This window comes from Clostridium sp. C8 (assembly GCF_001010885.1).
GTDB classification, from domain to species: Bacteria; Bacillota; Clostridia; order Clostridiales; family Clostridiaceae; genus Clostridium; species Clostridium sartagoforme.
In genome coordinates this window covers 175033-200794 of sequence record NZ_LBMX01000082.1, presented here as the reverse complement: position 1 = coordinate 200794, position 25762 = coordinate 175033, and the positions used below count along the sequence as shown (strand labels likewise).

Sequence of the window (25762 nt, the reverse complement as noted above, 5' to 3'; positions counted from 1 at the left end):
TATCACAAATAAAATAAATTTATAGCTTTAGGCATTCAAATATCAAGCCTAAAGCTATTTTTAGTGTATAGGAAATTATAAAAATGTTACCATTATTAATAATATTTTATAATTTCAATCCTTTAGTTTTCAAGTGGAAATATGTAAGTTTGCATTGACTTGGAGCGAGGCGACAAAATAAGTAAATTTACATATTCCCATTTTTTTACAACCTAAAATACCATATAGTAAATCAAACTTAAATATAACTTTTAAGGAAAATTTTATTATTTGTAACTCCATAATGCTAGTATAATAAATATTAAGAATAATTTAGATTAAGGATTTGTTAAATATGTACACTATAATGATAATTGATGATAATGAGCAACTGCAAAATGGAATAGGAAATGTATTAGCTAGTAATGGATATTCCGTTATTAAACCAAGGGAGTTTTGTAATATTCCTTATTTAGTAAAAGAAAATAATCCAAGTCTTATATTATTAGATATAAATTTGCCTGAAAGTGATGGGTTTAAAATTTGTACTGAAATAAGAAGTTTTTCAAGAGTTCCAATTATATTTATAACAAGTAGAGATACTAATATAGATGAATTAATGGGTATAACATTAGGAGGAGATGATTTTATAACTAAGCCTTATAATACTCAAATTCTTTTAGCAAGGATAAATTCTCTTCTTAAAAGAGCTTATCCTAGTGATGGAACTGCAGATGTTATTGAACATAATGGAGCTAAGATAAATATTTTATCAAGCACTGTTGAGTATAATGGTAAAGTTATTGAGCTTACTAAAAATGAACTTAAAATATTACATTACTTATTAAATAATAGGGGTAAGATAGTATCTAGAGTAGATATTATGGAATATCTTTGGGATAGCTCTATGTTTGTAAATGATAATACTCTTACAGTCAATATTGGTAGGATAAGAAGTAAATTTGAGGATATTGGATTAAAAGATTATATAAAAACTAAAAGAGGGCAAGGTTATTTAGTATGAGTTTAGGTGATTTCTTAAAAAGTAGATTTTCGGTGATATTTTTAAACTTAATTAGCTTAGTAACTTTATTAGTTTTTCTTTTTAGTGTAGGAAATACTGTAGATACTTTAAAGATAATATCAGTTACATGGATCATAGTGCTTGGAACTTATTTATTCTTTCAATATAAAAATAGAAAATCATTTTTTAGTGAGCTTTCACAGAGTATAGACAATTTAGATAAAAAGTATTTAATTAGTGAGGTTATTGATAAGCCAGTTTATTTAGAAGCAGAACCTTATTATTACTTACTAAAAAGGGCTGGGAAGTCAATGAGAGAAGAAATAAATTCTATTAAAAATGAAAGAAAGGAATACAAAGAATATATTGAACAGTGGATACATGAAGTTAAAACTCCAATAGCATCTATTAAACTTATTGAAGAAAATAATAAGACAAAGATATCAAGGCTTGTGCTACAGGAACTTGAGACTTTAGATAGATATGTGGAGCAAGCTTTATTTTATGCAAGAAGTGAAGAAGTAGAAAAAGATTACTTAATAAAAGAAATGTCATTAGAAAATTGTATAAATAAAGTAATAATAAAAAATAAACAAATATTTATTTTGAATAACATAGATGTTGAAATAGAAAATGTAGATAAAAATGTATATTGTGATAGCAAATGGCTTGAGTTTATTTTAAATCAAATTGTAGTTAATGCTAGCAAGTATAGAAATTTAGAAAATCCGAAGGTGAAAATATATACTGAGGATGTTAAAAATGGAATTCAACTTATAATAGAAGATAATGGTCTTGGGATACCCAAAGCTGAAATAAATAGAGTTTTTGAAAAAGGTTTTACAGGCAGCAGGGGAAGATTAAATAACAAATCTACAGGAATAGGATTATATTTATGTAAAAAGTTGTGCGAAAAATTAGGCTTAACAATATATATAGAATCAAAAGAAAACTTATATACAAAGGTTCTAATAATATTTCCAAAAGGAAGCTTTGTTATGAAATAGATTTGTATAAAGTGACAACATTGTAACATTAAAGTAATATTAAATCTAATTAGATGGGGTTTAAATGTTGTACAATCCTATTGAGGTGAGATAAATGGAAAAGATATTAAGTATAAAAAACGTTGAAAAATATTATGGAAACAAAGTGAATGTAGTTAAAGCTGTTGATGATATAACTTTTGACGTATATAAAAGTGAATTTGTAGGTGTTATGGGACCATCTGGATCAGGAAAGACGACGTTATTAAATATGATAGCAACAATTGATGATGTTAGTTCTGGCAATATTTATTTGGATGAAGAAGATTTAACTGAAATAAATCAAAAGAACATAGCAAAGTTTAGAAAGGAAAACTTAGGATTTATATTTCAAGACTTTAATTTATTAGATACACTAACTATTCATGAAAATATAGCTTTAGCACTTACTATAAATAAAACTAAAAAAAGTGAAATAGATAATAAAGTGTTAAATATAGCAAGAAAAATTGGAATAGAAGATTTACTAGAAAAATACCCTTATGAAGTATCTGGAGGACAAAAACAAAGAACTGCTTGTGCAAGGGCATTAGTGACTAATCCTAAACTTATATTAGCTGATGAGCCAACAGGAGCACTTGATTCTAAATCTGCTCAAATGTTAATAGAAATGATGTCAAATTTAAATAAAGATTTAGGTGCAACTATATTAATGGTAACTCATGATTCATTTACAGCTAGTTATTGTAATAGGATATTATTTATTAAGGATGGTAAAATATTTACAGAACTAGTGAAAGGTGAAGATACACGTAGACAGTTTTTTAATAAAATATTAGATGTAGTGGCATTATTAGGTGGTGATGTAAGAGATGTACGTTAAATTAGCCAAAAGTAATGCAAAAAAATCTATTAAGGATTATTTAATTTATTTTATTACAATAACAATATGCGTAAGCTTATTTTATGCTATTACATCACTTTCAAGTTCAAGTTATGAACTAATTACTGAGGAATCTTATAACTTTAGAAATTTAAAATTAATATTAAAGTATTCAACTTATATAATTACAGCAATGCTTATTTTACTTGTAGCTTATGTAAATAAATACATAATAAGAAGACGTCAAAGAGAGTTTTCAATATATATACTACATGGAATGGAACAAAAAAATGTGGCATTGATGTTTTTCATTGAAACACTCGTAATTGGAATTTTAGCTATAATATCGGGAATATTTGTGGGGACTTTATTTTCTCAAGTAATTACAGCTATAGTTTTAATAAGTGCAAAGCAAGAAGTAGCATTTAGCTTTAAGTTATATATGGATACGGTAGGAATTACATTTATATTCTTTATATCTATGTTTTGTATAATAGGATTGTATAATATTATAGTTTTAAGAAAAATAAAACTTATAGATATGTTAAATGCACATAAGCAAGTTGAGTTTCAATTTAAAAGAAGTGGGAAAGTTTATAGTGCAATATTTGCATTATCAATAATTTTATATATAATATGTGGCTATTGTACTTTTAAATTAATAAATACAAAAATTGATTATAGTATAAAATCTTTAATGTTTATAGCTATATCACTTTTGGCTTTTATAATAGGAACTTATGCACTATTTTATTCTATTTCTTATATACTTATACACATAAAAAATAAGTATATTAATTTTAAGTACGAAGGTACAAATTTATTTTTAATAGGAACACTGGTATCTAAAATAAAGTCAGCTCCAATACTAATGGCTACTATAGCAATGACCTTTTTAGGAGCGATGATAAGTTTTATAATTACACTTGTAATGGCTCAGTGGGCTATAGGATATTTAGATATGAGAGTTCCTTATGATGTAGAAATAAGAAATAATTATAGTAATGGATTTTTAACAGAAAACAATATAACTGATATTAAAGATATACCTCAATTAGATTATAGTGAGATTATAGATTACTTAAATGACAAGGATCATGATGTAAATAGTTATTGCGAGGTAGAAAAATATTTTATAAATAAAGATGATTTTTATAACAAAGATAAAAATAATGTTTCAACTATAGCTATAAGTTTAAGTGATTTTAATAAACTAAGAAGTATGCTAGGGTATGATGAAATAGAGCTTAAGGATAATGAGTTTACAACTCAATGGCATAGTGCAGTCAATGATGAAGAAATAAGTAATTATATTAAAGATTATGCTAATTTGAATGTAAATGGAGAAGAACTAAAACTAAGTGAAAATTCAAATTATAAAGAATCTATTGGAGAAGGGCTTTATGGATCTTACGTAAATAATATTATAATTTTACCAGATAAGGTATGCGATAATCTTACTTTTGCAGAGAAAAACTTTGTAGCTAATATTAATAATAAAATGAGTTATGAAGAAGCTGATGATTTTCAATACAAGTATGTTAATGAGTGGTTTAGAAAAAGTAATGATGAATTTATAAAAAAATATGATATATCATCTAGTGTAGTTAGAGTCAGAATAAAATCATCGGAAACTAATAATATCTTAAATATGACTTTAGCTATGAGAATTCTTGGAATATATTTAGGTGTAGTATTACTTATGATAAGCTTAACAATTTTATCACTTAGTCAGCTTGCAGATTCCATTGAGCATAAAGATAGATTTAGTGTGCTAAAAAGATTAGGGGTTGAGGATAAAGAAATTAATAAGATTATATTAAAGCAAATTTCATTATATTTTATAATTCCTATATCTATAGCCATGGTTGGAGTTATAGTTTTTATTTATAATTATTATCTGATTTATAAAGATATAATTAGTACCTATATTGGCGATATTACATTTGTTTTAAGTATAATTACTGGAATTGTATTAATGATTGGAATTTATATATGTTACTTTGGAGGAACATATTATACTTTTAAGAGAAATGTTAATAGTTAAATTTATTTGATTATAAATTTATATGAATTTTTATATCAATATTTATTATTAATAAAAAAAGCATAAAATATCACTCATCATAATTCTGAGGATAGTATAATTGATTAAAATAGAAGACAAAGGGTTTTAAAACTATTCTTTGTATCTATTAAAATGATAGGAGTGATTATTATAATGGAAAATAATCTTAGATTTTATCAAGAGCATGATATTATGACAGAAATAAAAACCATGGAAGATATGGTTACCAATATACCAAAGGATATAAAAACTATTGTATCTTATGTACAAAATATATTGCTCCATCAACATTGGAGTGAGGCTTATGGAGTGAAGCTTAGCGATAAAAGAAAAGAAGAACCATTTGTACGAAGGTTTGAAGATAAACTGATTTTTTTAAAAAATATTGGATATAATCATATATCTAATAAAAATCAAAATGTAAATAAAATGATAGGGATATGTCGTGATTTTACTTTAGTAGCAGCTGCACTTTGCAGGGAGGCAGGTATTCCCGCTAGGGCAAGGTGTGGCTTTGCAAGTTATTTAGAAAAAGGCAAATATATTGATCATTGGGTTATTGAATACTGGAATGAAGATAAGAAAAGGTGGGTAATGGTGGATGCACAACTAGATGACATCCAGATAGATAAATTAAAAGTGACTTTTGACCCTCTAGATATAAGTAAAGAGTATTTCATAACAGGGCCAAGAGCTTGGATGATGTGCCGAGAAGGCTTAATTGAACCTGAGTTGTTTGGAATTTTTAAATGGTGGGGATATGATTATTTAAGATGCAATTTAATCTTAGATACTAATTCACTACTAAAGCTTACAATGCAGCCATGGGATATGTGGGAAGGATATAAAAGTATGCCAATAGAAAAATGGACACAGAAAGACTATGAAGTAATGGATCATTTATCTAGTCTTGCCATGAATGTTGATAATAACTTTAAGGATTTATATAATTATGTTCAAAGGAATGATAAAATAAAAGTACCTGATGATTTGGATAAGGTTATTAATAGTTTAAAATAAGGTGATAGATATGTGTTATATAAATTCCATAAAGAAAGCATTAAATTATATTGAAAACAATTTGCAGGAGGATATTGATTTATCCGCAATATCAAAAGAAGCGGGATATTCTCTTTATCACTTTCATCGTATTTTTAAAGGTATAGTTGGAGATTCAATGAAGGATTACGTTAGGAAGAGAAGATTTACAGAAGCTGCAAAAGAATTGGTATATACAAATAAGTCTATTGTAGAAATAGCTGTAAAATATGGCTATGAATCAAGAGAGGGCTTTAGTAGGGCTTTTGAAAAAGTTTATGGAAGAAATCCATCAGAGGTAAGACGAGATAATTTGCTTTATTTTATAAGAGAACCAATAAATGTTGATTATATGATGTTTCAATTAAAACTAACTACAGAAGGATTAACTCCTTTGTATCGTAATCTTCCTGAAAGATATGTAGTAGGAAAGAAGTGGAAGGTGAAGGCAGATGGGAGCAATTTACAAGACATACCATTATTGTGGCAAAAGTGGAATAATGAGAAAGAAAGCGAAAAGATAATAAATCGTAAGTGTGCTGATGAAATTATGGGAATTTGTATATTTTCTCAAGGAGATGCATTTGATTATATGATAGGTCATGAAGTTAATACTATGGAATATGTTCCAGAGGATATGGTGATATATAGATTAGAACCCTCACTTTATGCAGTTTTTAGAGTTATTGGACCAATAACAGAAAGTGTACAAAAAACTTGGGATTATATATATTCAGTATGGCTTAGTGAATCAAAATATAGACATCGAAACATGGATGACATTGAGTATTATTATTATAATGAAGATGAACTTGTTGCTGATCTTTATATACCTATTAGTAATTATTAATATATACAAATAAAAAAGGACTTACTATGATAAGGAAGTCCTTTAAACATATTTTAAGAACAATTCATATTAATAAAGAAATTAACATTATATAAAGAAAGAGCAAACAAAACATCTACTTAAAAACTATTATTATAAAAAGTATAATAAAGAGCAATGATTTAAAAAATATTTGTAAAAAATAGGAGATAAATATATGATTTATGTTGCTTTACTAAGAGGAATAAATGTCGGTGGAAAAAATAAAATAGATATGAAATTGCTGAAAGAAACTTTTATACTAGCAGGAATGGAATCTGTTATTACATATATTAATTCTGGAAATGTGATTTTTACAGATATGAAACATACAAAGTCAGAAATAGCAGAATTTCTCGAAGAAGCTATATTTAGAGATTTTCAGTTAAATATTAAAGTATTGATCCGTAGCCAAAATGATTTTGAGCATATGATGAAAATTCTACCAGAATCATGGAAGAATGATAAAACTATGAGAAGTGACGTATTATTTTTATGGGAAGAATTCGATAGAGAAACAGTTATTAATGAATTTAAAATTAATAAAGAAGTAGATACTGTTATTTATGTAGCAGGAGCAATTCTATGGACATTAGATAAAGCAAATATTACGAAAAGTGGGTTAAATAAACTTGTAGGAACCGACTTATATAAAAAAATGACAGTGAGAAACGTTAATACTACCCGTAAAATATATGAAATTATGAAAGGGATAGAATAACCTGAATTAAAATAACATAGTATATTTATGATAGCTTCTAATAGCATCTTATTTATTGTCGAAATGCAAAAGGTTATCATAAGTAAGTAACACGGATATTTAAATTTTTTTCCATAGATAAATTAAAAATGATCGTGTATTCAATAGATAACACGATCATTTTTTCTCTGTTATATAAAGATATCATTTTTTCTTCCATATTATTTGCAGTTTTGTAAGAAGCATTCCACTATCACTTGTAATATTATGAATTGTATTAATACCGTTATTTTCATCATAAACCACTTCAGATGAAATATGTAGTGTATCTCCATCAGTTGTTTCCTTTTTAAACAATACTTTAATGTTAAATAAATTATATTCGGTTAAAATAGATCTTGGTAGAGTATCCATAGCCATTTCGATATACTTTACATTATTCACATGCCCATTAGAGTCAATATCACTATATCTAACAGGATAGTTTTTCATGTAATCTGCTTTTTGAATTTTAGGTATATCATCTAAAACAGGTACTTCATCTAATTCTTTTTTAAGACCATATATTTCGCTTTGTTCAGAGGATATCCTCATAGGACGTCTCTTTTCAAAATCTATCAATATAGCGGTTGAAAAAACTTCTCCCATAACTTTTCCTTCAGAGTTTTTTATAGTATTTTGTCTATAACCATAGAATTTTTTTGCACCTAATACCTTAGTTTGAACTTTTATTTCATCTCTTAATTTAGGATATTCATATATAGTTATATCATATTTTAAAAGTACCCAAATACAATTATTTTGAGCAAAGCCTTCCTTAGTTTCTCCTAAAGAGTCAGATTGGGATATAATAACATCCCATAAGAAATCTCCTAAAGATGAAAATTTACATTTATGTTCAGAGTCAACATCAAAAAAGTTTATTGTATAGTCCTTTTCAAAAATATCATTCAATTATAGTCCCTCCTTTTTTAGTTTAAATATGTTTTATATTAAATATTGTATCATAGTTTTAGAAATTTCATATATTTTACAGAATATCTAGAAGATAATGGACTTAATAAATATTAATAAATTTTCTTATAAGTACGATAGTTTAAGTATTGCCGATTATTGATTACTTCTTACATATAGGGACTTATCAATCTAAGAAATCATAGAAAATATAGTAATGCAACCGATGGTTGACAAAAAGAAATTATTAGTTGGTAGATAAAAACAGGTATATTTTGTATAATTTTTAATGGAGGTGAAGAAATTGAAGTTATCGGAAAAATTACAATTATTAAGAAACAATAATAGGCTATCTCAAGAAGAGCTAGCAGAGAAATTAGGAATATCAAGACAAGCAATTTCAAAATGGGAGTCTGGTAAATCAATACCAGATTTAAACAAATTAGTATCGATATCTGAATTATACAATGTAACTATTGATAGTTTAGTTAAGGATACTGATGAAATTTATATCTTAGACAGTAATGAAATAAAAATTAGTGAAGAGCAAAAACCTGAAAAAGTAGATGATAAAAAAACACAGTTAGTTATTAATATAAATAGGGGTTATCCATTAGAATATGAATATAAAAGTAATAAAATATTATTTGGACTACCGCTAGTGCATATTAATATTGGTAGAGGGTTTAAAAAATCAAGGGGTATAATTTCAATAGGAAATATATCATGTGGAATAATATCATTAGGGTTTATATCATATGGAATTTTAAGTTTTGGTTTTATATCTATTGGTCTAATCACATTAGCACTTTTATCAATAGGATTATTGCTAGCAGTGGGAGTTATTTCTTTGGGGATTTTTTCTATTGGCGCAGTATCTGTAGGAATCTTTTCTATTGGAGCAATATCAATAGGGAAATATGCTGTGGGGGCTAGTGCGATAGCATCAGACATAGCTATAGGTGATTATGCAAGAGCTAATATAGCTATAGGAAATAATGCAGAAGGAACACAATCGATTTCTCTACAAACTTCAGCAAGTGATATAAAAAATTTAATAAAGCAAGAATATCCTAATTTAAGTGAGTGGGTTATTAATATAATAGATTCCATTATTAAAAATATTAGAATAGGGGGAAGATAATATTAGATTATGGTTTGAAGCAAATAACTCAATATATCAGAGAAATAATTTATATTTAAACTACTAGAAGTAACTATAGGGCTACATCTGAATTTTTTAAAATTATTCAGTATATAGCCTTATTTTTATATTATCCAGAATGATATACAATCTCATACATATATACCATTATATAATCTTACTAATATAAATTAATTATAGATTAATAGTAGTACTTTGAAAATTAGAAAATAATACTTTATGGATAAAATAGTGCACTTTTTCCTTTATAAAATTTATTTTTTTATTTTATGTTAAAATTGCAATACTAAATTTGAAAAGTAGCACCATTTAATTACCCTTAGAAAACATTTACAATGATATTAAGCTAGTAGTGAGGACACCTAATTATATAAAATTTATGGAGGGGTAAAATGAAAAAAATTAAAATTTTAGTTTCAAGCCTTTTAATATTTAGTATATTTTCTGGAGTTAGCTGTTCAAGTAAGACAGATAAAGTGAGTAATGAACCTAAAGAAAAGACTAATTTAGTATGGGCAGGTTGGAGTGGAGAAGAAGAAGCCAATAAAGAAACAATAAAAGAAATTATTGATACTTATAATACTTCAACAGATATGTCTGAAGTTTCATGGGTTGGCTGGCCTTGGGCTAATACATTGCAGCAGCTAATAATAAGAACTCAAAGTAATCAAGATCTTGATGTGGCACAAGTAGATATGGCATGGCTTGCGACTTTAGCAAAGATGGATGTATTAGTAGATTTAAATGAGATATTAGGAGAAGATTGGATGAAGCAAAACTTATCAGATGCATCCTTAAACTCTGGAAACATTGATGGAAAGCAACTTGCAGTTCCTTGGACTCAAGCATCTATAGGAATGGTTTATAATCCTACTATATTAAAAAATGCAGGTGTTGATAAGGTTCCACAAACTGTAGAGGAGTTTGAAGCAGCACTTAAAAAGATTAAAGAATATGATAAAGATATAATTCCTTATGCAGCAGCAACTAAAGAAGCAGGAAGTATAGCTAAAGATGTAAATGCATGGTTTTGGACTTTTGGTGGTCAATATATAGATGATGATGGAAAGGTTGTAATAAATAGTGAGGCAAATGAAAAAGCATTAACTTGGTATAAAGGTTTAAAGGATAAAGGTTATATAGCAATGGATTTAACAAGATTTGATGCAAGACAATTATTTGCCCAAAATAAAGTTGCTTTCTATGATGACGCTATACTTGCAAGAGGTATTGCTAAGAGCAATGGAGTTTTAGAAGATAATCTTAACGAAACAATAAAGCCAATGGAAAGACCTGTTTTAAAAGCAGGAGACAAGCCTCAATCTACACTATGGGGGCATCAATTAGTTATATTTAAGAGCGCTAAAGATAAAGAGAAGGCTGGAGATTTTATAAAATATTTAATAAGTGAAGAAACTTCCCTTAAATACTTTGAGGCTTCAGGATCTGTTCCTGTAATGAAATCAGCTATTAACAGTGAAAAGGTTAAAAATGATAATTGGTCAAGTGAATGGCTTAAGATAACTGAAACTGGGAAAAAAGCAGAAACACAAAAATTTGAGAATGACAGCCAATTAGCAACTATAATTACTGAAGAAATTCAAAACACTCTACTTGGAGCTAAAACTCCTAAGAAGGCATTAGAAGATGCACAAATGAGGCTTGAGCAAAACATCAACTAAGGAGGTTACTATATGCAATCAAATTTATTTTTAAATAATAAATCTGATGATATGATAAAAAAGAATAAACTAACAGATAGCCAATTTGGCTTTCTGTTAGTACTACCAGCCCTTATAGTTTTTTCTCTAATAGTACTATATCCTTTTTTATCATCAGTTTCACATAGCTTTTTTAAGGCAGGAATGTTAACTACTGAGAAAAGCTTTATAGGATTAAATAATTTCAAAAGCATTCTTTCAGATCCTAATTTTACTAAAATTCTAATAAATACTTTTATATTTGTTTTTGGAACAACTTTTCTATCATTTATATTAGGATTCATATGGGCAATAATCTTAAATCAAGGATTTAAAGGATCAGAATTCCTTCGAGGTATTACTCTTGTTAATTGGATAATACCTGGAACAGCTATAGGATTTTTGTGGATGTGGATATTTCATGGTCAATTTGGAGTTTTGAACTATATATTAAGAAGCTTAGGGATTATAAAGGAGAATATTACATGGCTAGCTGATCCTAAATTTTCAATGTTGGCAGTTGTAATTGCAAGAACTTGGCAGTACATGCCATGGTTTATGGCACTTCTTATAGGGGGATTAAAAGGTATATCTAATGATATGGTTGAAGCAGCAAGAATTGATGGTGCAAATAATTTTAAAGTGTTTACAAAAATAGTTCTTCCATCTATGAGAAATATTATATTCTTCATTTTACTTTTAGGTATTATAGCAGGGCTACAGCATTTTGATATTATATGGGTTATGACTACAGGCGGGCCTGGTATATCAACAACTACATTATCAGTTGAAGTGTACAAAACTGCTTTTCAAAATTGGAACCTGGGTAGGGCTTCTGCTATGGGGACAATATGGGTTGCTATATTATCTGTATTTATGTTTTTATATCTAAAAATGCAGAAAGAAAAGTAAAGGAGGAAGCTATTATGTCAGAATTTAAATTGTTTGATAGCAAAAGTAAAGGATTTAAAATATTTTTTATACTTTCACTAATTATAGTAGGATTATTTGTACTTTTACCATTATATTGGATAATAATAACAGCATTAAAGCCAGCGAAAGATGCCTTTAATGTTAATCCAAGCTTGTTCCCCAAGAGTATAACTTTTGATAATTTTATACAAGTAATAACAGATAAGAGAATACTTATATATCTTAGAAATAGTTTATTTGTATCTTTCGTAAGCTGCTTTATATCTACGGTTTTATGTACTTACGCAGGATATAGCTTTTCAAAGTTTAGATATAAAGGGAGAAAGTCATTTATGATGCTAGTAATGACTGCTCAAATGTTTCCTTTTGCAGTACTACTTTTAACAATATATACAGTAATGCGTAAATTTAATTTATTAGATAATTATCTATCGCTAATTCTGTCATTTGTTACATTTACTTTGCCAATGGGGACTCTAACATTGAAATCATATTTTGATGAGATACCAGATTCTTTAATAGAGTCAGGAAGTATAGATGGAGCATCAAGAATGACTATAATGCATAAAATAATATTTCCTTTAGTAGTACCTGGAGTAATATCTACCGCAATATATGGGTTTGTTTGGAGTTGGAATGATCTTTTATATTCATTGACTCTTGTTACCTCAGCTGCAAAAAGGACTTTAGCTCCAGGATTGTCATTAACATATATGGGAGAATTTCAAAACAATTGGTCTAATATGATGGCAGCTTCTATATTTGTATCAATACCGGTTGCTTTAATATTTATATTTTTGCAGAGATACTTTATTCAAGGTATTACTTCTGGTTCAGTAAAAGGTTAAATTTGTGAGGTATAAGAATGAATAAAAAAATTATAATTAAAGATTATGAAGTAGTGGTTATTGGTGGAGGTATGGCTGGGGTATGTGCAGCAATAGCAAGTGCACGACATGGAGCAAAGACTGCATTAGTAAGTAATCGTCCAGTACTTGGAGGAAATGCTAGTTCTGAAATAAGAATGCATATATGTGGTGCAGATTATCATGGATTTAGAAAAAATGCTAGAGAAACGGGAATAATAGAAGAAATTTTATTGGACAATAAAAGAGTTAATAGAAGTAATTCTTTTTCAATATTAGATACTATCTTATGGGAAAAAACAAAATTTCAAGAAAATCTTGATCTATATTTAAATACACATATTACAGAAGTAATTAAAGATAAAAATAAAATTACTATGGTCAGTGGAGAGCAGTTAACTACAGAAAAGGTACTTAAGTTGAATGGGAAAATATTTATAGACGCTACAGGTGATGGTACTATCGGTTATTTATCTGGTGCAGAATACATGACAGGGAGAGAAGGAAAAGATACTTTTGGAGAAAAGTTTGCTCCTGATAAAGAAGATAATCATACTATGGGAAACACTCTATTATTTACAGCTATAGATATGGGAAAAAAAGTTGACTTTATAAAACCATCTTGGGCTAATACTTATCATGAGAAAGATTTAGCTTACAGAGAACATCATGAAATCAATAGTGGATACTGGTGGATTGAAATTGGCGGTGATGATTTGGATGTAATACAGGATGGTGAAGAAATAAGAGATGAACTCTTAAAGGCTGTATATGGTGTATGGGATCATATAAAAAACTCAGGAAATCATAATGCAGATAATTTTGCATTAGACTGGATTGGATTTTTACCAGGGAAAAGAGAAAGTAGAAGAATATTAGGAGATTATGTTTTAAAGGAACAGGATTTATTTGATGGTAAAATATTTGAAGATGCGATAGCTTATGGTGGCTGGCCTATGGATATGCATACTGTGGGAGGCATAAGGACTAGAATAGAGCCAAATGACTTTATTATGATGGATGATTTATATACAATACCATATAGATCAATCTACTCTAAAAATATAAATAATTTAATGTTGGCGGGAAGGGATATAAGTGCTTCACACATGGCTTTTGGATCAACACGAGTTATGGCAACATGTGCAGTTATTGGCCAGGCTTCAGGAACAGCTGCTGCTATGTGTATAAGTAAGCAAGTTATTCCAAGAGAGATTAATAAGCACATACATGAACTTCAGCAAATACTAATGAAAGAAGACTGTTATATACCAGGTTTTAAAAATGAAGATAAAGATGATTTAGCATTATTTTCAAGAGTAAGGGCTTCAAGCTTCATTAAAAATTGTGAACCTGAAAATATTATAAATGGATATTCAAGAACAGTTAAAGATCAAATAAATGCGTGGATTACAGATGAGAATGACAAGAATCCATGGATTGAATTATATTTTGATAATAATATTTCACCTAAAGAAGTAATTATAAAATTTGATTCTAATCTATCAAAAGAAATAATGGTTTCCTTGACTCATAGTGTTAGAAATCGCCAGCAAGAAGGCACTCCAAAGGAAATAGTAAAAGATTATGATATTGAGTTTTATAATGGAGAAGTATTAGTATCAAAAAGAGGAGTTAGGGATAATCATAGAAGACGTAGTTGTTCTAAGTTTAATAATATTACCTGTAACAGAATAAGAGTTAAACCTTTAAATACATGGGGATCAGATAATATGTGCATCTATGAAATTAGGATATATTAAGAAGGCTATCTTTTGATAGTCTTTTATCTTTTGAGAAATTTGAGATATTAGATATAAAGGATTTTGAAGTAGTATGAAGAATAATATAAAATGTAAACTAGATAAAATTATTTGAATTACTGGTGGTGATATAAGTGTATAATCTTGTCATAGCAGATGATGAAAAGAACATAAGGGAAGGCTTAAGTAAATTTATTGATTGGAAAGATCTCGGGTTCAATGTTGTAATGAAATGTGAGGATGGAGAAGAGGTAATAGATTATATAAATACCATGTCTGTAGATGTAGTACTTTGTGATATTAGAATGAATAGAAAATCTGGGCTTGATGTAGCTAAGTTTGTGTCTGAAAACCCTAGGGATATAAAGGTTGTTTTAATGAGTGGTTATCAGGAATTTGAATATGCTAAAAAAGCTTTAGAATATAATGTAGTTTCTTATATAGTAAAGCCTATAGAAATGAGAGAAATTAAAGAAAAGTTTATAAAAATAAAAAGTGATCTTGATGTTTTGAAAAATATTAATGAAAAAATGAATGAGGAAAAGAAAAAAGTAATTGACATACAAAGGGATTTTAGTGTGCTTATAGATATGCAGTCTAATTTAATAGAATCTTTTTTGAACTTTGATAAGATTTTTATCTATAATATTTTTAAGGATATATCAAGTAAAGTAGTAAATATGCCTTTTAATTCTGGGATAAAGTTTTTAGAGAACACTTTAGTACTTTTGCTAAATAAAATAATCGGCTTATACTTAGGATTAAATATAAAAGAAGACTTGATAAATATAATAAGAACTATTAGTGAATCTAAAAATTATAATAGTGCACTTGATGTTTTTGAACTATGGATAAATTCAGCAGTAAATGGAATTGAAGAAAATAATAACAGTAATTATAAATTAGTTATAAAAAAAGCAAATAAGTATATTGAAAAAAACTATATGTACGATTTGACCTTAGAAAAGATTTCTGAAATCGTATTCCTAAGTCCTGTTTATTTAAGTAAGGTTTATAAGAAAGAGATGGGGATTAATTTTATTGACTATGTAACCCAAATAAGAATAGAAAGATCAAAAGAGCTTTTAAATAATAGAAATCTAAAGGTCTACGAGATATCAGAACTTGTGGGCTATAAAAATCTTAAATATTTCTACAAGATATTCAAAAGATATACAGGATATACTCCGAATAAGTATAGGGAAGTCCTTGTTAAGAGTAAGTGTATTAAATATAAAGAATATAAATAGGTGTTTTTTATGGGGAAAATTAAGAACTTGAATATATGGAAGTATATAAAAGAATACAGATTTAATAGTATTTTAGTAAAGTATTTTATAACCATTAATCTTTTTATAACTTTTCCGCTATTTTTAGCATTATTTATTGCTTTTAATCATTTAAATAATATTTATAAAGATCAAATAATGAATGCTAACTTGGCTGCTTTATCAAGAACAAAAGATAGCATTGATATGATAAGCAGGCAGGTTGAAACTACTCTTTTAAGCCTTGCTACCGATTTGGAAGTAGAAAATATATTAAGATTTAATAGTAGGAACTATGATGAAAAAAACTCAGATATGTTAAAAAGTATAAATAACATAGAAAAGGTAATAAATACTTATGTATATTATGGAGATTTCATAAACTCTATTTGTATTTATTCAGAAAAAAGTGATTATAAGATTGTTACAAGCAATATGTCATATATAGATTGGAAGTATAGTGATACTCTTGAAAAGGAATTTCATAAAAATATTTCTAAAAGCTATTGGACATCTGTTATCCCAGAAAAAAATACAATATCATTTTTTAGAGCCATACCCTTATATTCTACTGAAAAAAGTGGAGTAGTTGTAGTTAGTATTGATATTGATAGTTTTAATAAACTTATAAATCAAAATAAAGAGTTTACTATTGAGAATTTTTATATACTAAATGATGATTCAATAATATTTAATAAAGATACAAAGCTATTAAATAAAAATATTAGTAGTATAAAAGCACTACAAGAAATAAACATATCAAATTTAGGAAGAGGAAGTACAATTACAATAGATGGAAAAGAGTATTTTATAAATAATATCAAATCTAATTATAATGACTGGAACTTTATATCTCTTATAAGTACGAAGGATAATAAATTAAGAGTAAATAGAATTAGAGATATAATGATTGGATTTTTAATTTTTAGTATAAGTTTAGTACTTATTATTTCATTTCTTATAGCTGTTAAGCTTTTTACTCCAATAGAAGAGATGGTTAGAATACTAGAGAAGAAAAATTATGATGTCATGCCAATTTATAGCAAATCAAATATAAATGAGCTCAAAATAATATCAAGAGGATTGGAAAATTCTATAAGTGATGTTCAATATCTTAAGAAAGAGCTTAATAATAGAATGAGATTACTGAAAAAAGCTAGATCTATAGCACTTCAATCACAAATTAATTCTCACTTTCTATTTAATACTTTAGAGAACATAAAGTGGAAGGTTATGGAGTTTACCAATGGGGAAAATGAAGGAAGTCATATGATTTCCAATTTATCAAAACTTTTGAGAATAAGTCTTAATACAAAAGGTTATATGAATACTTTGAAAAATGAAATTGAGCATGTAAAGATATATTTGGAAATACAAAAAATAAGATATGAGAACAAGTTTGAAGTTTTATATGATATTCATGAAGAAACCTTGGAATCCATGCTTCCTAAAATAACTTTGCAGCCAATTGTAGAAAATGCAATATACCACGGAATAAAGCCAACAAATAAGAAGTGTACTTTAGCAATAAGATCGTTCCTTTTAGAAGATAAGATTTTAATAGAGATAAATGATGATGGTGCAGGGATGCAAGAAGAAGATTGTAGATCTATTAATAAGGAGCTTCAAACAGAATATATAAAAGAGGAAAACCATATTGGAATAAAAAATGTTAACCAAAGAATAAAACTTAGTTTTGGAGAAGACTATGGTATAGAAATAAAAAGTAAGATTAATATTGGAACAAGTATAATTATATCAATACCTTCGGATTCTAAAATTAATTCCAATGAAATTTGATATATATTTGTGAATAAAGATAGAATTTATATTAATATTTCATAGAATTATAACTTCTTTTAAGAGTTAAGAACATACAAATAAATAATAAAAATTATTAGTTGACAATAAATATTATTTAAGTTAATATATTAATATAAAGTTGAATAAAAAAAGTTGAAAATTATAGATAGAATATGAAGGAGAAATGATTATGAAAAAGTTATTTAAATGTACTGTATGTGGATATATACATGAAGGAATGCAAGCACCAGAAGTGTGCCCAAAATGTAATTTAGGAAAAGAAAAATTTGTTGAACTTACTAGTGAAGAAGCTGAAAAGATTTATTCATCAGATAGAACTAATGACATTCATTCTGAAATAATTGTATTAGCAAATAAGATAGCTAAGCTTGCACAAGAAGGAATAGAAATAAACTTAGATCCAAAATGTGTAAATGGCTTTGAAAAAGCAAAAAATGAAGCTTGGACTATAAAGCAAAGATGTAAAGCAGAACTTGCAGGACATATGGCTAACGGTAAGTGGTAAGATTACACTAAGATAGTTAATAAGATATTAGAAAATAAGCTATGTAAGTAAAAATATTTGTCAGTAAAATTTAAAGTGTTTTTTCTTGCATGGCTTTTAAAGTTTTATCGCAAAAGTTTAATATATAATTAAGTGACATTTGTATTGAGAGGAATATCCATTAGGGATGTTCCTCATTATTTTTTATTGAAAATATTAATTAAATTAGATCATCTATTCCATTAACTGTAGTTTGTTCATCTTCACTAATAGGAATAACTATGCATTTTTGACCATCAATTATTTTAGATTTAATTTGAGGTATCTTTTCAGGTTTTACTTGAAGAATAACATCATATTCAGGCTCTTCATCTAAAATCATATTATCAGTAGTACTTTCTAAATTATCATGATCTTCTGTAGCTGCAGGATTTTCGTTATCTACTGCAACTTCCTTTTTAACTTGCTCAAGTCTAGTTTGAAGTATTTCTACTTGTTTTTCCAACTGTTTTTCTTTTTTGATTTGTTCATTAGCCTTAAGTACTTTTGCATCAATTAAATTTTCTACTAAAGGAAGGTCATCACCAAATGTTTCTACATAGGATTTTTCAATTTTTGCAGTAATTTCTTCTGGAATTCCACTTTCTATCAATAAGTTTTGCATGTCAGCCTTGGTTAGACTTATAGGTTCAGAATCTGTATCATCATATATAGAATTGTATTCATCAAGCATATTATTTAAGTTTTCTTGTACTTCCATAAAGATTTTCTCGGATTTTTTTTCATCAGAGCTAAAAGTATCTTTAATAATTGATTGGAAGGTTTCTTTTTGTATAGTAGCAGTTTGCTTTGAATAACAACCTAAAGCATTTTCCATTAATTCAGGATGTGTATCCTTTGCATTTTTTGTGTAGTACATAATGGAATTAACGTCTGAGCTACGATCAATAAATGCAGGAAATACAAAACCATTAATTGGAGCTTCAACTACCCAATCTCTAATACGTGCCTTTATTTTATTATCTTCTTCAAAATATCTAAGACCAGGCTCTGAAAGTGAAACAGGGCATATTGCACATAAAATATATTCATATACTTCTTCTGATTCATCTATCTTAGCATTATCTTTTGTTTTGGTGATAACATCGTATGCATCATGAAAAATTAGTATTAAAAAATTACCTGTATAATCATAATTATCTATAATTGAGTCATAAAAATTATCAAGAATAATATCGTCCTTTAATTGACTATTTTTAAGCTGCATAAGGAATATTTGCTTTTCATTTATAAGATCTTCATTGGTTGGAAAATTAAGCTCTAGAATATTATTACCAATAGTTCCAGATAAAACTTTCTTGGAAATTTCTAAGTATTTAAAGTATTCATCTTCATCTAAGTTTAGAAAAGTTTCTCTAAACTTTAATATAATATGCTTTTCTCCATTAACATAGCAACCACACATTTTAGTAAAGGTGCAATGATCTTTCTTTAAACGTCTTTTTAGCTCAAGTATATCTTTTTTTCTCATATATAAACCTCTCAATCTAGTTTTATATTTCTATTACTAATCTATTGAATTGTTAAAGTATTTATGTCATTAGTAAGTTTTGTGAATTAAATCAAAGTCTTGTACATTTATTTTAGTATAATATTTTTTTCAAATTAATTAAAGGTATTATTATAAATAAGATTGAATAGTAAAATAATGATGGAAATGATACTTTAAGTTTCAAGTTATATGATAAAAGAAATAGATTTTGGAGGTTAAATATGAGCACAATAAGTGAAAATAATAGATAGATAAAAAATCAAACATTAAAATTTATTGACATGAAAAATAGAAGTGATATAATAAGATTTGAAATCACTTTTTGACAAGGTGTAAAATATAATCCCTCAATTATATTTTACACCTTTAAAAGATTGATGTCAATAGAATTTATAAATTATTTTAATAATTTTATATTAAGGAGAGTGAAGTAGTATGAATAGCAATAATTATGAATGGAACTTTGAAAATCAATGGCTACAAGAGGTACTTAAAGAGGTTAAAAATCAATTTGATGAAAAGCATAATTTTAAAGAAAAATTTAGAAAAGAAACTCTTGAAACACAAAAGCAACTATGGGAAGATGTAGGGTCTGTTTCAGTAACTAATGGATTAGATCAAATTGTAGATTTCATGGAATTTATAACTACAATGAAAATTCAAAAAAGAAGACATGAATTTACAAGAAAGCTTGAAGAAAAATATGAAAAAATGCTTTTATCTCCTTATTTTGCAAGAATAGATTTTAATGAAGAAGGAAAAGAAATTCCGGAAAAATATTATATAGGAATTTCTAATTTAATTAATAATGATTTTGATTTTTTAGTATATGATTGGAGAGCACCAATATCTAGTATGTTTTATGATTACGAAATTGGGAAAGCTGGATATACATGTCCTGAAGGGGTTATTAATGGTAATCTTACACTAAAAAGACAATACAAAATTAATAATGGTAAACTTGAGTATATGTTTGATAGTAATATTAAGATAGATGATGAAATGTTGCAGGATATTTTAGCTAAGAGTAGTGATAGTAAGATGAAAGCTATAGTAACAACTATTCAAAGAGAACAAAATCAAATAATTCGTAATGAAGAGTATAAGAATTTGATTGTGCAAGGACCAGCAGGAAGTGGAAAAACTTCAGTTGCACTTCATAGAATTGCTTATTTATTATACAAACATAGAGAAAAAATATCACCTCAAAATATACTAATCTTTTCTCCAAATAATATTTTTAATGACTATATTTCAGATGTATTACCACAGCTTGGTGAAGATAATATGTGTCAAACTACATTTAAAGAGTATATGCATAAAGCTTTAGGAAATGAGATTATTAAGGAAGAATATTGTGAGATGATGGAATATATACTAGATTCTAAGAATGAGGATAGATATAAGGAGAGAGTTAAAAGCATAAAATTTAAGTCATCAAAACAATTCATAAGTATCTTAAAGGAATATGTAAATTACTTAGAAAGTACTAATAGAAAATTTAAAGATATAGTTTTTAAAGATAATTTAATAATATCAGCTAAAGGAATTGAAGAGTTATTTTTTAATGATTATAGTAATATGCCATTAAAAAGAAGACTTGAAAAGTTAAGGGAAAGAATATTATATCTTTTAGAGCCTTATGAAAAGAGTAGAATGGGGGAAGTGACTAAAGATATAAAGGATTATGGCAGCTATGTTGATGATGAAGAGGTTATTAAACAAAGTAAGTCAATTGTAAAAAATGAAATAGAAAAGATACATTCAGAAATATATGAAATGACAGAATTTAATATAATTGATATCTATAAAAAGTTATTTGAGAATATAGAATATTTTTCAAAGATATCAAACACAGAGTATGATAAAGAAGATATCAAAGAAGTTAAGATGTATACATTAGAAATGTTAAAATACAAAAAAATTAATTATGAAGATCAACATGTGCTTTTATATCTTAAAGGAGCATTAGGTGATATTTTAAAAATTTCAGAAATTAAATATGTTATTATTGATGAAGCACAAGATTATACTCAATTACAATATGAAATATTATATAATCTTTTTAGAAATGCCAATATTACTATACTTGGAGATTTAAATCAATCTATAAACCCATTTATGAATCTTGGAAATTATGAAAATATATTACATGTATTTCCAAAAGATGATACATGTATAATCAATTTAACAAAAAGTTATAGATCTACAATAGAAATTACTGATTTTTCTAAAAAGATTTTAAATAACAATATTAATTATGAATCAGTAGCAAGAAGTGGAGATAAACCAGTTGTTTTTGGATTTTCAAATGGAAATGATATAAAAGAGCAATTACTTAAGGATATAAAAGTATATAAAGAGCAAGGATATAAATCAATTGGAATTATTACAAAAACTATAAAAGAAGCACAGGATGTTCATAGTTTTCTTAAAGATAAGGTACATGTTAATGCTCTTCTAAATGATGAGGATGAGTATGTAAATGATACATTAGTAATTCCATCTTTTCTAGCTAAAGGATTAGAATTTGATGTAGTCCTTATATATGATGCAGGCGATAAAAATTATAATTGTGAGGAAGAAAGATTACTTTTTTATACAGCTTGTACTAGGGCCCTTCATATTTTACGTATATACTATTTAGGTAAATGTACAAAGTTGCTTAAACTTAACTAGGATTAATAATAAATTAAAAATTACTAAAAAATAGCAGCTTCATTTTGGAAGTTGCTATTTTTATAAATTTATAAGTGCTATTGAGTTACTGAATGCTCATTTTTTTCTGGAATTAAAAAAAGTATAAATCTGCATAATGTATATATTACTAATATAGTTGCTACTATTGTTTGTAATAAAACAACATATTTTAGAAACACTATAGTATATCCTATTTTACTTAAGTAAGCCATAGTCATTTTTGTTGCAATTCCACTTATAACAAAAGGAAAGGTGAATGCTGAATAACTTGGAAAAAATGACATTTTTAAATAACTTGGTAATTTAAATAGAACCATAATATATGTTATGAATGCTAAAATAGCCAAAAAACTTATCAATATTAATGACTTAGTTTGCACTGATTGAATATATCCAGCAAGGCAAAGGTTTACAGGAGCTGCATATATACAAAATAATGGTTTAGCTGGGTTAGGAATTTCTTTATATTTAGTATATCTATAGGTTACAACTACAAGTAATATTATACACAATGTAAATGCGAACCAAAATGCTGCTGTTCCTATATTTGTTTTTTCAAAAGCTGGAGCAGAAACACTTGCAACAGCTAGTCCAACATAAACTATGAAATATGTTGTAAAAACTTTTTTTATGTTAAACTTTAATATAAATTTTATTGAAAAATATATTATTAAAGATAAATGAAGAAGTATTCCTAAGTACCAAATATAAATAGCCTTTTGTCCTATAAATGGTTTTATATAAGTAGATAAAAGCATTATGGACATTGGAAATGTTGCAGATACACCGGCCGTAATTGGATTTTTCATATCTTCTTTTATCATGGATGGATACATTACAACTTTACATAGCAATAGTAATCCTAAAATTAAGGATATAATTCCGCATACTAAACGTATAGATTCAGAGTAGCTTTGAAGTAAATTACCTAAAGCAGCAAAACCTAGCATTACCCCTGAAATAGGAAGTGGTATTTTCTTTATCATATTGCACACTCCTATACTGTAACTAAATTATCTGTGTTAATTAAATTTAATTCTCTTACTATTATTTCAGCAACTTTTCCAGCAACCATGCCCGTAAAATGTATACATTGCTCTTTATGAGCGCCAGATGACATATCAAAGCCTTTAGTTAATATACGGCAACAAAGAGCATTTTTACCATTAGCTTCTTTAAACCAGTCATGTAATTCTTTTGCAACCTCTAAATTCTTTTCAACCTTAGAATCCCCTTGTTTAGTACGTCCGAAGAATAGTCCTAATGCCATTACCCCACCTGAAACTGCGCCACATAGACATTTAGAACGGCCTATACCAACAGGAAATCCTGATGCCATTGATATTACTTCTTCAGGTATATCTAACTCAAAGTTAGAACGTATTGAACTTATTAGTGCTTCAGAACAAAAAAAACCTCCTCTAAACAAATCTTCAGCATCTTGAGATATTTTCTTTACGCTTACCTCTTTTTTCCAATTCATACAAAAAACCTCCATTATATATAATCATCTTTATTATAAACTAGAAGGAAATTAAATACAAATTTATATTTTAATGATATAAGACTCAGTAATATGAGCTATGTAATAATTATAAAAGGTAAAGTTTTATTGACTAAATAATTACAAGTTAATATAATTTAATTGTTATAATGTAATATTTTATAAAAAAAAGAAATATGGGGAAGTGGTGAGTAATAATGGCTATTGTTGAAGTCGTTAAGTATAACGGAGGAACGGACTTATTTGCATGGAAATATCCTAATGAAGAGTTAGGAACATGGACTCAGTTAATTGTAAATGAGTCACAGGAGGCAATTTTATTTAAAGGTGGAAAGGCATTAGATGTATTTGGAAGTGGTAGACATACACTAGATACATCCAATATTCCAGTTTTGAATAAATTAGTCAATTTACCTTTTGGTGGTAGGTCTCCTTTTACTGCTGAGGTTTGGTATGTAAATAAAGTTTATGATTTAGATGTAAAGTGGGGGACAGCCTCACCTATTCAATTACAGGATCCAAAATACAACATATTTGTTCCAGTAAGAGCCTTTGGACAATTTGGAATACAAATAGAAGATTCTAAAAAGTTCATAGTAAAGCTAGTTGGAACAATGCCTGTTTTTGATAAGAAAAGTATGATTAACTACTTTAGAGGTCTATATTTAACTAAAGTAAAGGATTCTATATCTACTTATTTAGTTAAAAAGCAAATAAGTATTCTAGAGATAAATGCTTATTTAGAAGAATTATCTGAAGAACTTCAAAAAAAGATGATAGATGTTCTTAATGATTATGGTATTAAATTAGTATCATTCTATGTTAATGATATAAATGTACCAGAAGATGATAAAGCAGTAATTAGATTAAAGGATGCTTTATCTAAGAAAGCTGAAATGGATATAATAGGATTTAACTATCAACAAGAAAGGTCCTTTGACACTTTAGAGGGCGCAGCAACTAATCCAAATTCAATACAAGGTAATATTATGGGGGTTGGAATGGGACTTGGAATGGGTGTTGGAGTAGGTGGAGCTGTAGGATCACAATTTAGTGGACTTACTAGTAATATTTCCACAAAAACTGAAACAAAGAAATGTCCAAAATGCAATGCTGAAATAAGTAAAGATACGAAATTTTGTGGTGAATGTGGATATGATACTATTGTAAAAGTAGAAGGGAAGAATACTGAAATAAAGTGTTCATCTTGTGGAGCAAAATTAACTGAAAATACTAAGTTTTGTCCAGAGTGTGGTGATAGATATAATCCATGTCCAAATTGTAAAGGAGATATGCCAGAAGGTGCAACAATTTGTCCTATATGTAATGAACCACTTCCTAGAAAGTGTCCAGGCTGTGGTGTAGATATTTTTAATAAAAATTCTAAGTTCTGTTCAGAATGTGGAATGTCATTAGTTAAGAAGTGTGGCAAATGTGGTAGTGAAATAGAGGGAGAACCAAAATTCTGTCATGAATGTGGTAACAAACTATAATATAAGGGGG

At 27.4% G+C, this 25762-nt stretch carries 21 protein-coding genes; 17 read left to right on the top strand and 4 right to left on the bottom strand.

The genetic code is table 11. The annotated features are described in order from the left end of the window. The first annotated feature begins 334 nt into the window (after positions 1 to 334). The 7 genes from AAT22_RS12430 (at position 335) to AAT22_RS12400 (ending at position 7567) form a co-directional block, all read left to right on the top strand. Positions 335 to 1003 (top strand): response regulator transcription factor, encoded by a 669-nt coding sequence (locus AAT22_RS12430; RefSeq protein ID WP_047001449.1) that lies wholly within the window; start codon positions 335 to 337, stop codon positions 1001 to 1003. After that, complete coding sequence (locus AAT22_RS12425) at positions 1000 to 2010, top strand: sensor histidine kinase (RefSeq protein ID WP_047001448.1); 1011 nt, start codon at positions 1000 to 1002, stop codon at positions 2008 to 2010. Before AAT22_RS12430 ends, AAT22_RS12425 begins: the two co-directional genes overlap by 4 nt. 94 nt (positions 2011 to 2104) lie before the next feature. Next, the gene (locus AAT22_RS12420) at positions 2105 to 2872 is read left to right on the top strand and encodes an ABC transporter ATP-binding protein (protein WP_047001447.1); all 768 of its coding nucleotides are present in this window, start codon (positions 2105 to 2107) and stop codon (positions 2870 to 2872) included. Further along, the gene (locus AAT22_RS12415) at positions 2862 to 4919 is read left to right on the top strand and encodes an ABC transporter permease (protein ID WP_047001446.1); all 2058 of its coding nucleotides are present in this window, start codon (positions 2862 to 2864) and stop codon (positions 4917 to 4919) included. The genes AAT22_RS12420 and AAT22_RS12415 overlap by 11 nt, the downstream gene beginning before the upstream one ends. 174 nt (positions 4920 to 5093) lie before the next feature. Then, a complete protein-coding gene (locus AAT22_RS12410; RefSeq protein ID WP_047001445.1) occupies positions 5094 to 5960 on the top strand; it encodes a transglutaminase-like domain-containing protein in 867 nt (288 codons plus the stop codon). A gap of 10 nt (positions 5961 to 5970) precedes the next feature. Continuing rightward, the gene (locus tag AAT22_RS12405) at positions 5971 to 6828 is read left to right on the top strand and encodes an AraC family transcriptional regulator (RefSeq protein WP_047001444.1); all 858 of its coding nucleotides are present in this window, start codon (positions 5971 to 5973) and stop codon (positions 6826 to 6828) included. Positions 6829 to 7024: 196 nt separating this feature from the next. Continuing rightward, entirely contained in the window at positions 7025 to 7567 is a 543-nt protein-coding gene (locus tag AAT22_RS12400; protein WP_016207562.1) for a DUF1697 domain-containing protein, read from the top strand. Between the two features lie 183 nt (positions 7568 to 7750). Here the strand turns inward: AAT22_RS12400 and AAT22_RS12395 are convergent, their stop codons facing one another. Beyond that, positions 7751 to 8500, bottom strand: a complete 750-nt coding sequence (locus tag AAT22_RS12395; RefSeq protein WP_047001443.1) for an acyl-ACP thioesterase domain-containing protein — start codon at positions 8498 to 8500, stop codon at positions 7751 to 7753. Between the two features lie 304 nt (positions 8501 to 8804). Here AAT22_RS12395 and AAT22_RS12390 point away from each other — a divergent pair, with 304 nt between their 5' ends. The 8 genes from AAT22_RS12390 (at position 8805) to AAT22_RS12355 (ending at position 18524) form a co-directional block, all read left to right on the top strand. Beyond that, a complete protein-coding gene (locus tag AAT22_RS12390) occupies positions 8805 to 9644 on the top strand; it encodes a helix-turn-helix transcriptional regulator (RefSeq protein WP_047001442.1) in 840 nt (279 codons plus the stop codon). 413 nt (positions 9645 to 10057) lie between these two features. Continuing rightward, positions 10058 to 11347 (top strand): sugar ABC transporter substrate-binding protein, encoded by a 1290-nt coding sequence (locus AAT22_RS12385; RefSeq protein WP_047001441.1) that lies wholly within the window; start codon positions 10058 to 10060, stop codon positions 11345 to 11347. Positions 11348 to 11359: 12 nt separating this feature from the next. Beyond that, positions 11360 to 12277: a sugar ABC transporter permease gene (locus tag AAT22_RS12380; RefSeq protein WP_047001440.1), complete on the top strand. Its 918-nt coding sequence runs from the start codon at positions 11360 to 11362 to the stop codon at positions 12275 to 12277. 14 nt (positions 12278 to 12291) lie between these two features. After that, the gene (locus AAT22_RS12375) at positions 12292 to 13146 is read left to right on the top strand and encodes a carbohydrate ABC transporter permease (RefSeq protein ID WP_047001523.1); all 855 of its coding nucleotides are present in this window, start codon (positions 12292 to 12294) and stop codon (positions 13144 to 13146) included. 17 nt (positions 13147 to 13163) lie between these two features. Continuing rightward, complete coding sequence (locus AAT22_RS12370; protein WP_047001439.1) at positions 13164 to 14927, top strand: FAD-dependent oxidoreductase; 1764 nt, start codon at positions 13164 to 13166, stop codon at positions 14925 to 14927. 134 nt (positions 14928 to 15061) lie between these two features. Beyond that, complete coding sequence (locus tag AAT22_RS12365; RefSeq protein ID WP_047001438.1) at positions 15062 to 16177, top strand: response regulator; 1116 nt, start codon at positions 15062 to 15064, stop codon at positions 16175 to 16177. A 9-nt stretch (positions 16178 to 16186) separates the two neighbouring features. Beyond that, positions 16187 to 17995, top strand: a complete 1809-nt coding sequence (locus AAT22_RS12360; RefSeq protein ID WP_047001437.1) for a sensor histidine kinase — start codon at positions 16187 to 16189, stop codon at positions 17993 to 17995. A gap of 193 nt (positions 17996 to 18188) precedes the next feature. Next, on the top strand, positions 18189 to 18524 hold the full coding sequence (locus AAT22_RS12355; protein ID WP_047001436.1) for a rubredoxin-like domain-containing protein: 336 nt from the start codon (positions 18189 to 18191) through the stop codon (positions 18522 to 18524). Between the two features lie 199 nt (positions 18525 to 18723). Here AAT22_RS12355 and AAT22_RS12350 read toward each other — a convergent pair whose 3' ends face one another. Then, the gene (locus AAT22_RS12350) at positions 18724 to 20034 is read right to left on the bottom strand and encodes a DUF4317 domain-containing protein (RefSeq protein WP_047001435.1); all 1311 of its coding nucleotides are present in this window, start codon (positions 20032 to 20034) and stop codon (positions 18724 to 18726) included. Between the two features lie 456 nt (positions 20035 to 20490). On the opposite strand from AAT22_RS12350, the gene helD reads away from it, so the two are divergent. After that, positions 20491 to 22734, top strand: a complete 2244-nt coding sequence (gene helD / locus AAT22_RS12345; protein WP_016207573.1) for an RNA polymerase recycling motor HelD — start codon at positions 20491 to 20493, stop codon at positions 22732 to 22734. Positions 22735 to 22811: 77 nt separating this feature from the next. Here helD and AAT22_RS12340 read toward each other — a convergent pair whose 3' ends face one another. After that, positions 22812 to 23741 carry a TDT family transporter gene (locus AAT22_RS12340; protein WP_172655020.1) on the bottom strand — a complete coding sequence of 310 codons (930 nt, stop codon included), beginning with the start codon at positions 23739 to 23741 and terminating at the stop codon, positions 22812 to 22814. Between the two features lie 11 nt (positions 23742 to 23752). Next, the gene (locus tag AAT22_RS12335; protein ID WP_016207575.1) at positions 23753 to 24238 is read right to left on the bottom strand and encodes a C-GCAxxG-C-C family protein; all 486 of its coding nucleotides are present in this window, start codon (positions 24236 to 24238) and stop codon (positions 23753 to 23755) included. A gap of 218 nt (positions 24239 to 24456) precedes the next feature. Between AAT22_RS12335 and AAT22_RS12330 the strand changes: the two genes are divergently transcribed. Continuing rightward, positions 24457 to 25752, top strand: a complete 1296-nt coding sequence (locus AAT22_RS12330; protein WP_016207576.1) for an SPFH domain-containing protein — start codon at positions 24457 to 24459, stop codon at positions 25750 to 25752. Positions 25753 to 25762: the final 10 nt, after the last annotated feature.

Coding starts and splice junctions, on each gene's coding strand:
- AAT22_RS12430 (WP_047001449.1), top strand. CDS start 335: ATGTACACTATAATGATAATTGATGATAATGAGCAACTGCAAAATGGA.
- AAT22_RS12425 (WP_047001448.1), top strand. CDS start 1,000: ATGAGTTTAGGTGATTTCTTAAAAAGTAGATTTTCGGTGATATTTTTA.
- AAT22_RS12420 (WP_047001447.1), top strand. CDS start 2,105: ATGGAAAAGATATTAAGTATAAAAAACGTTGAAAAATATTATGGAAAC.
- AAT22_RS12415 (WP_047001446.1), top strand. CDS start 2,862: ATGTACGTTAAATTAGCCAAAAGTAATGCAAAAAAATCTATTAAGGAT.
- AAT22_RS12410 (WP_047001445.1), top strand. CDS start 5,094: ATGGAAAATAATCTTAGATTTTATCAAGAGCATGATATTATGACAGAA.
- AAT22_RS12405 (WP_047001444.1), top strand. CDS start 5,971: ATGTGTTATATAAATTCCATAAAGAAAGCATTAAATTATATTGAAAAC.
- AAT22_RS12400 (WP_016207562.1), top strand. CDS start 7,025: ATGATTTATGTTGCTTTACTAAGAGGAATAAATGTCGGTGGAAAAAAT.
- AAT22_RS12385 (WP_047001441.1), top strand. CDS start 10,058: ATGAAAAAAATTAAAATTTTAGTTTCAAGCCTTTTAATATTTAGTATA.
- AAT22_RS12380 (WP_047001440.1), top strand. CDS start 11,360: ATGCAATCAAATTTATTTTTAAATAATAAATCTGATGATATGATAAAA.
- AAT22_RS12375 (WP_047001523.1), top strand. CDS start 12,292: ATGTCAGAATTTAAATTGTTTGATAGCAAAAGTAAAGGATTTAAAATA.
- AAT22_RS12370 (WP_047001439.1), top strand. CDS start 13,164: ATGAATAAAAAAATTATAATTAAAGATTATGAAGTAGTGGTTATTGGT.
- AAT22_RS12360 (WP_047001437.1), top strand. CDS start 16,187: ATGGGGAAAATTAAGAACTTGAATATATGGAAGTATATAAAAGAATAC.
- AAT22_RS12355 (WP_047001436.1), top strand. CDS start 18,189: ATGAAAAAGTTATTTAAATGTACTGTATGTGGATATATACATGAAGGA.
- AAT22_RS12350 (WP_047001435.1), bottom strand. CDS start 20,034: ATGAGAAAAAAAGATATACTTGAGCTAAAAAGACGTTTAAAGAAAGAT.
- helD (WP_016207573.1), top strand. CDS start 20,491: ATGAATAGCAATAATTATGAATGGAACTTTGAAAATCAATGGCTACAA.
- AAT22_RS12340 (WP_172655020.1), bottom strand. CDS start 23,741: ATGATAAAGAAAATACCACTTCCTATTTCAGGGGTAATGCTAGGTTTT.
- AAT22_RS12335 (WP_016207575.1), bottom strand. CDS start 24,238: ATGAATTGGAAAAAAGAGGTAAGCGTAAAGAAAATATCTCAAGATGCT.
- AAT22_RS12330 (WP_016207576.1), top strand. CDS start 24,457: ATGGCTATTGTTGAAGTCGTTAAGTATAACGGAGGAACGGACTTATTT.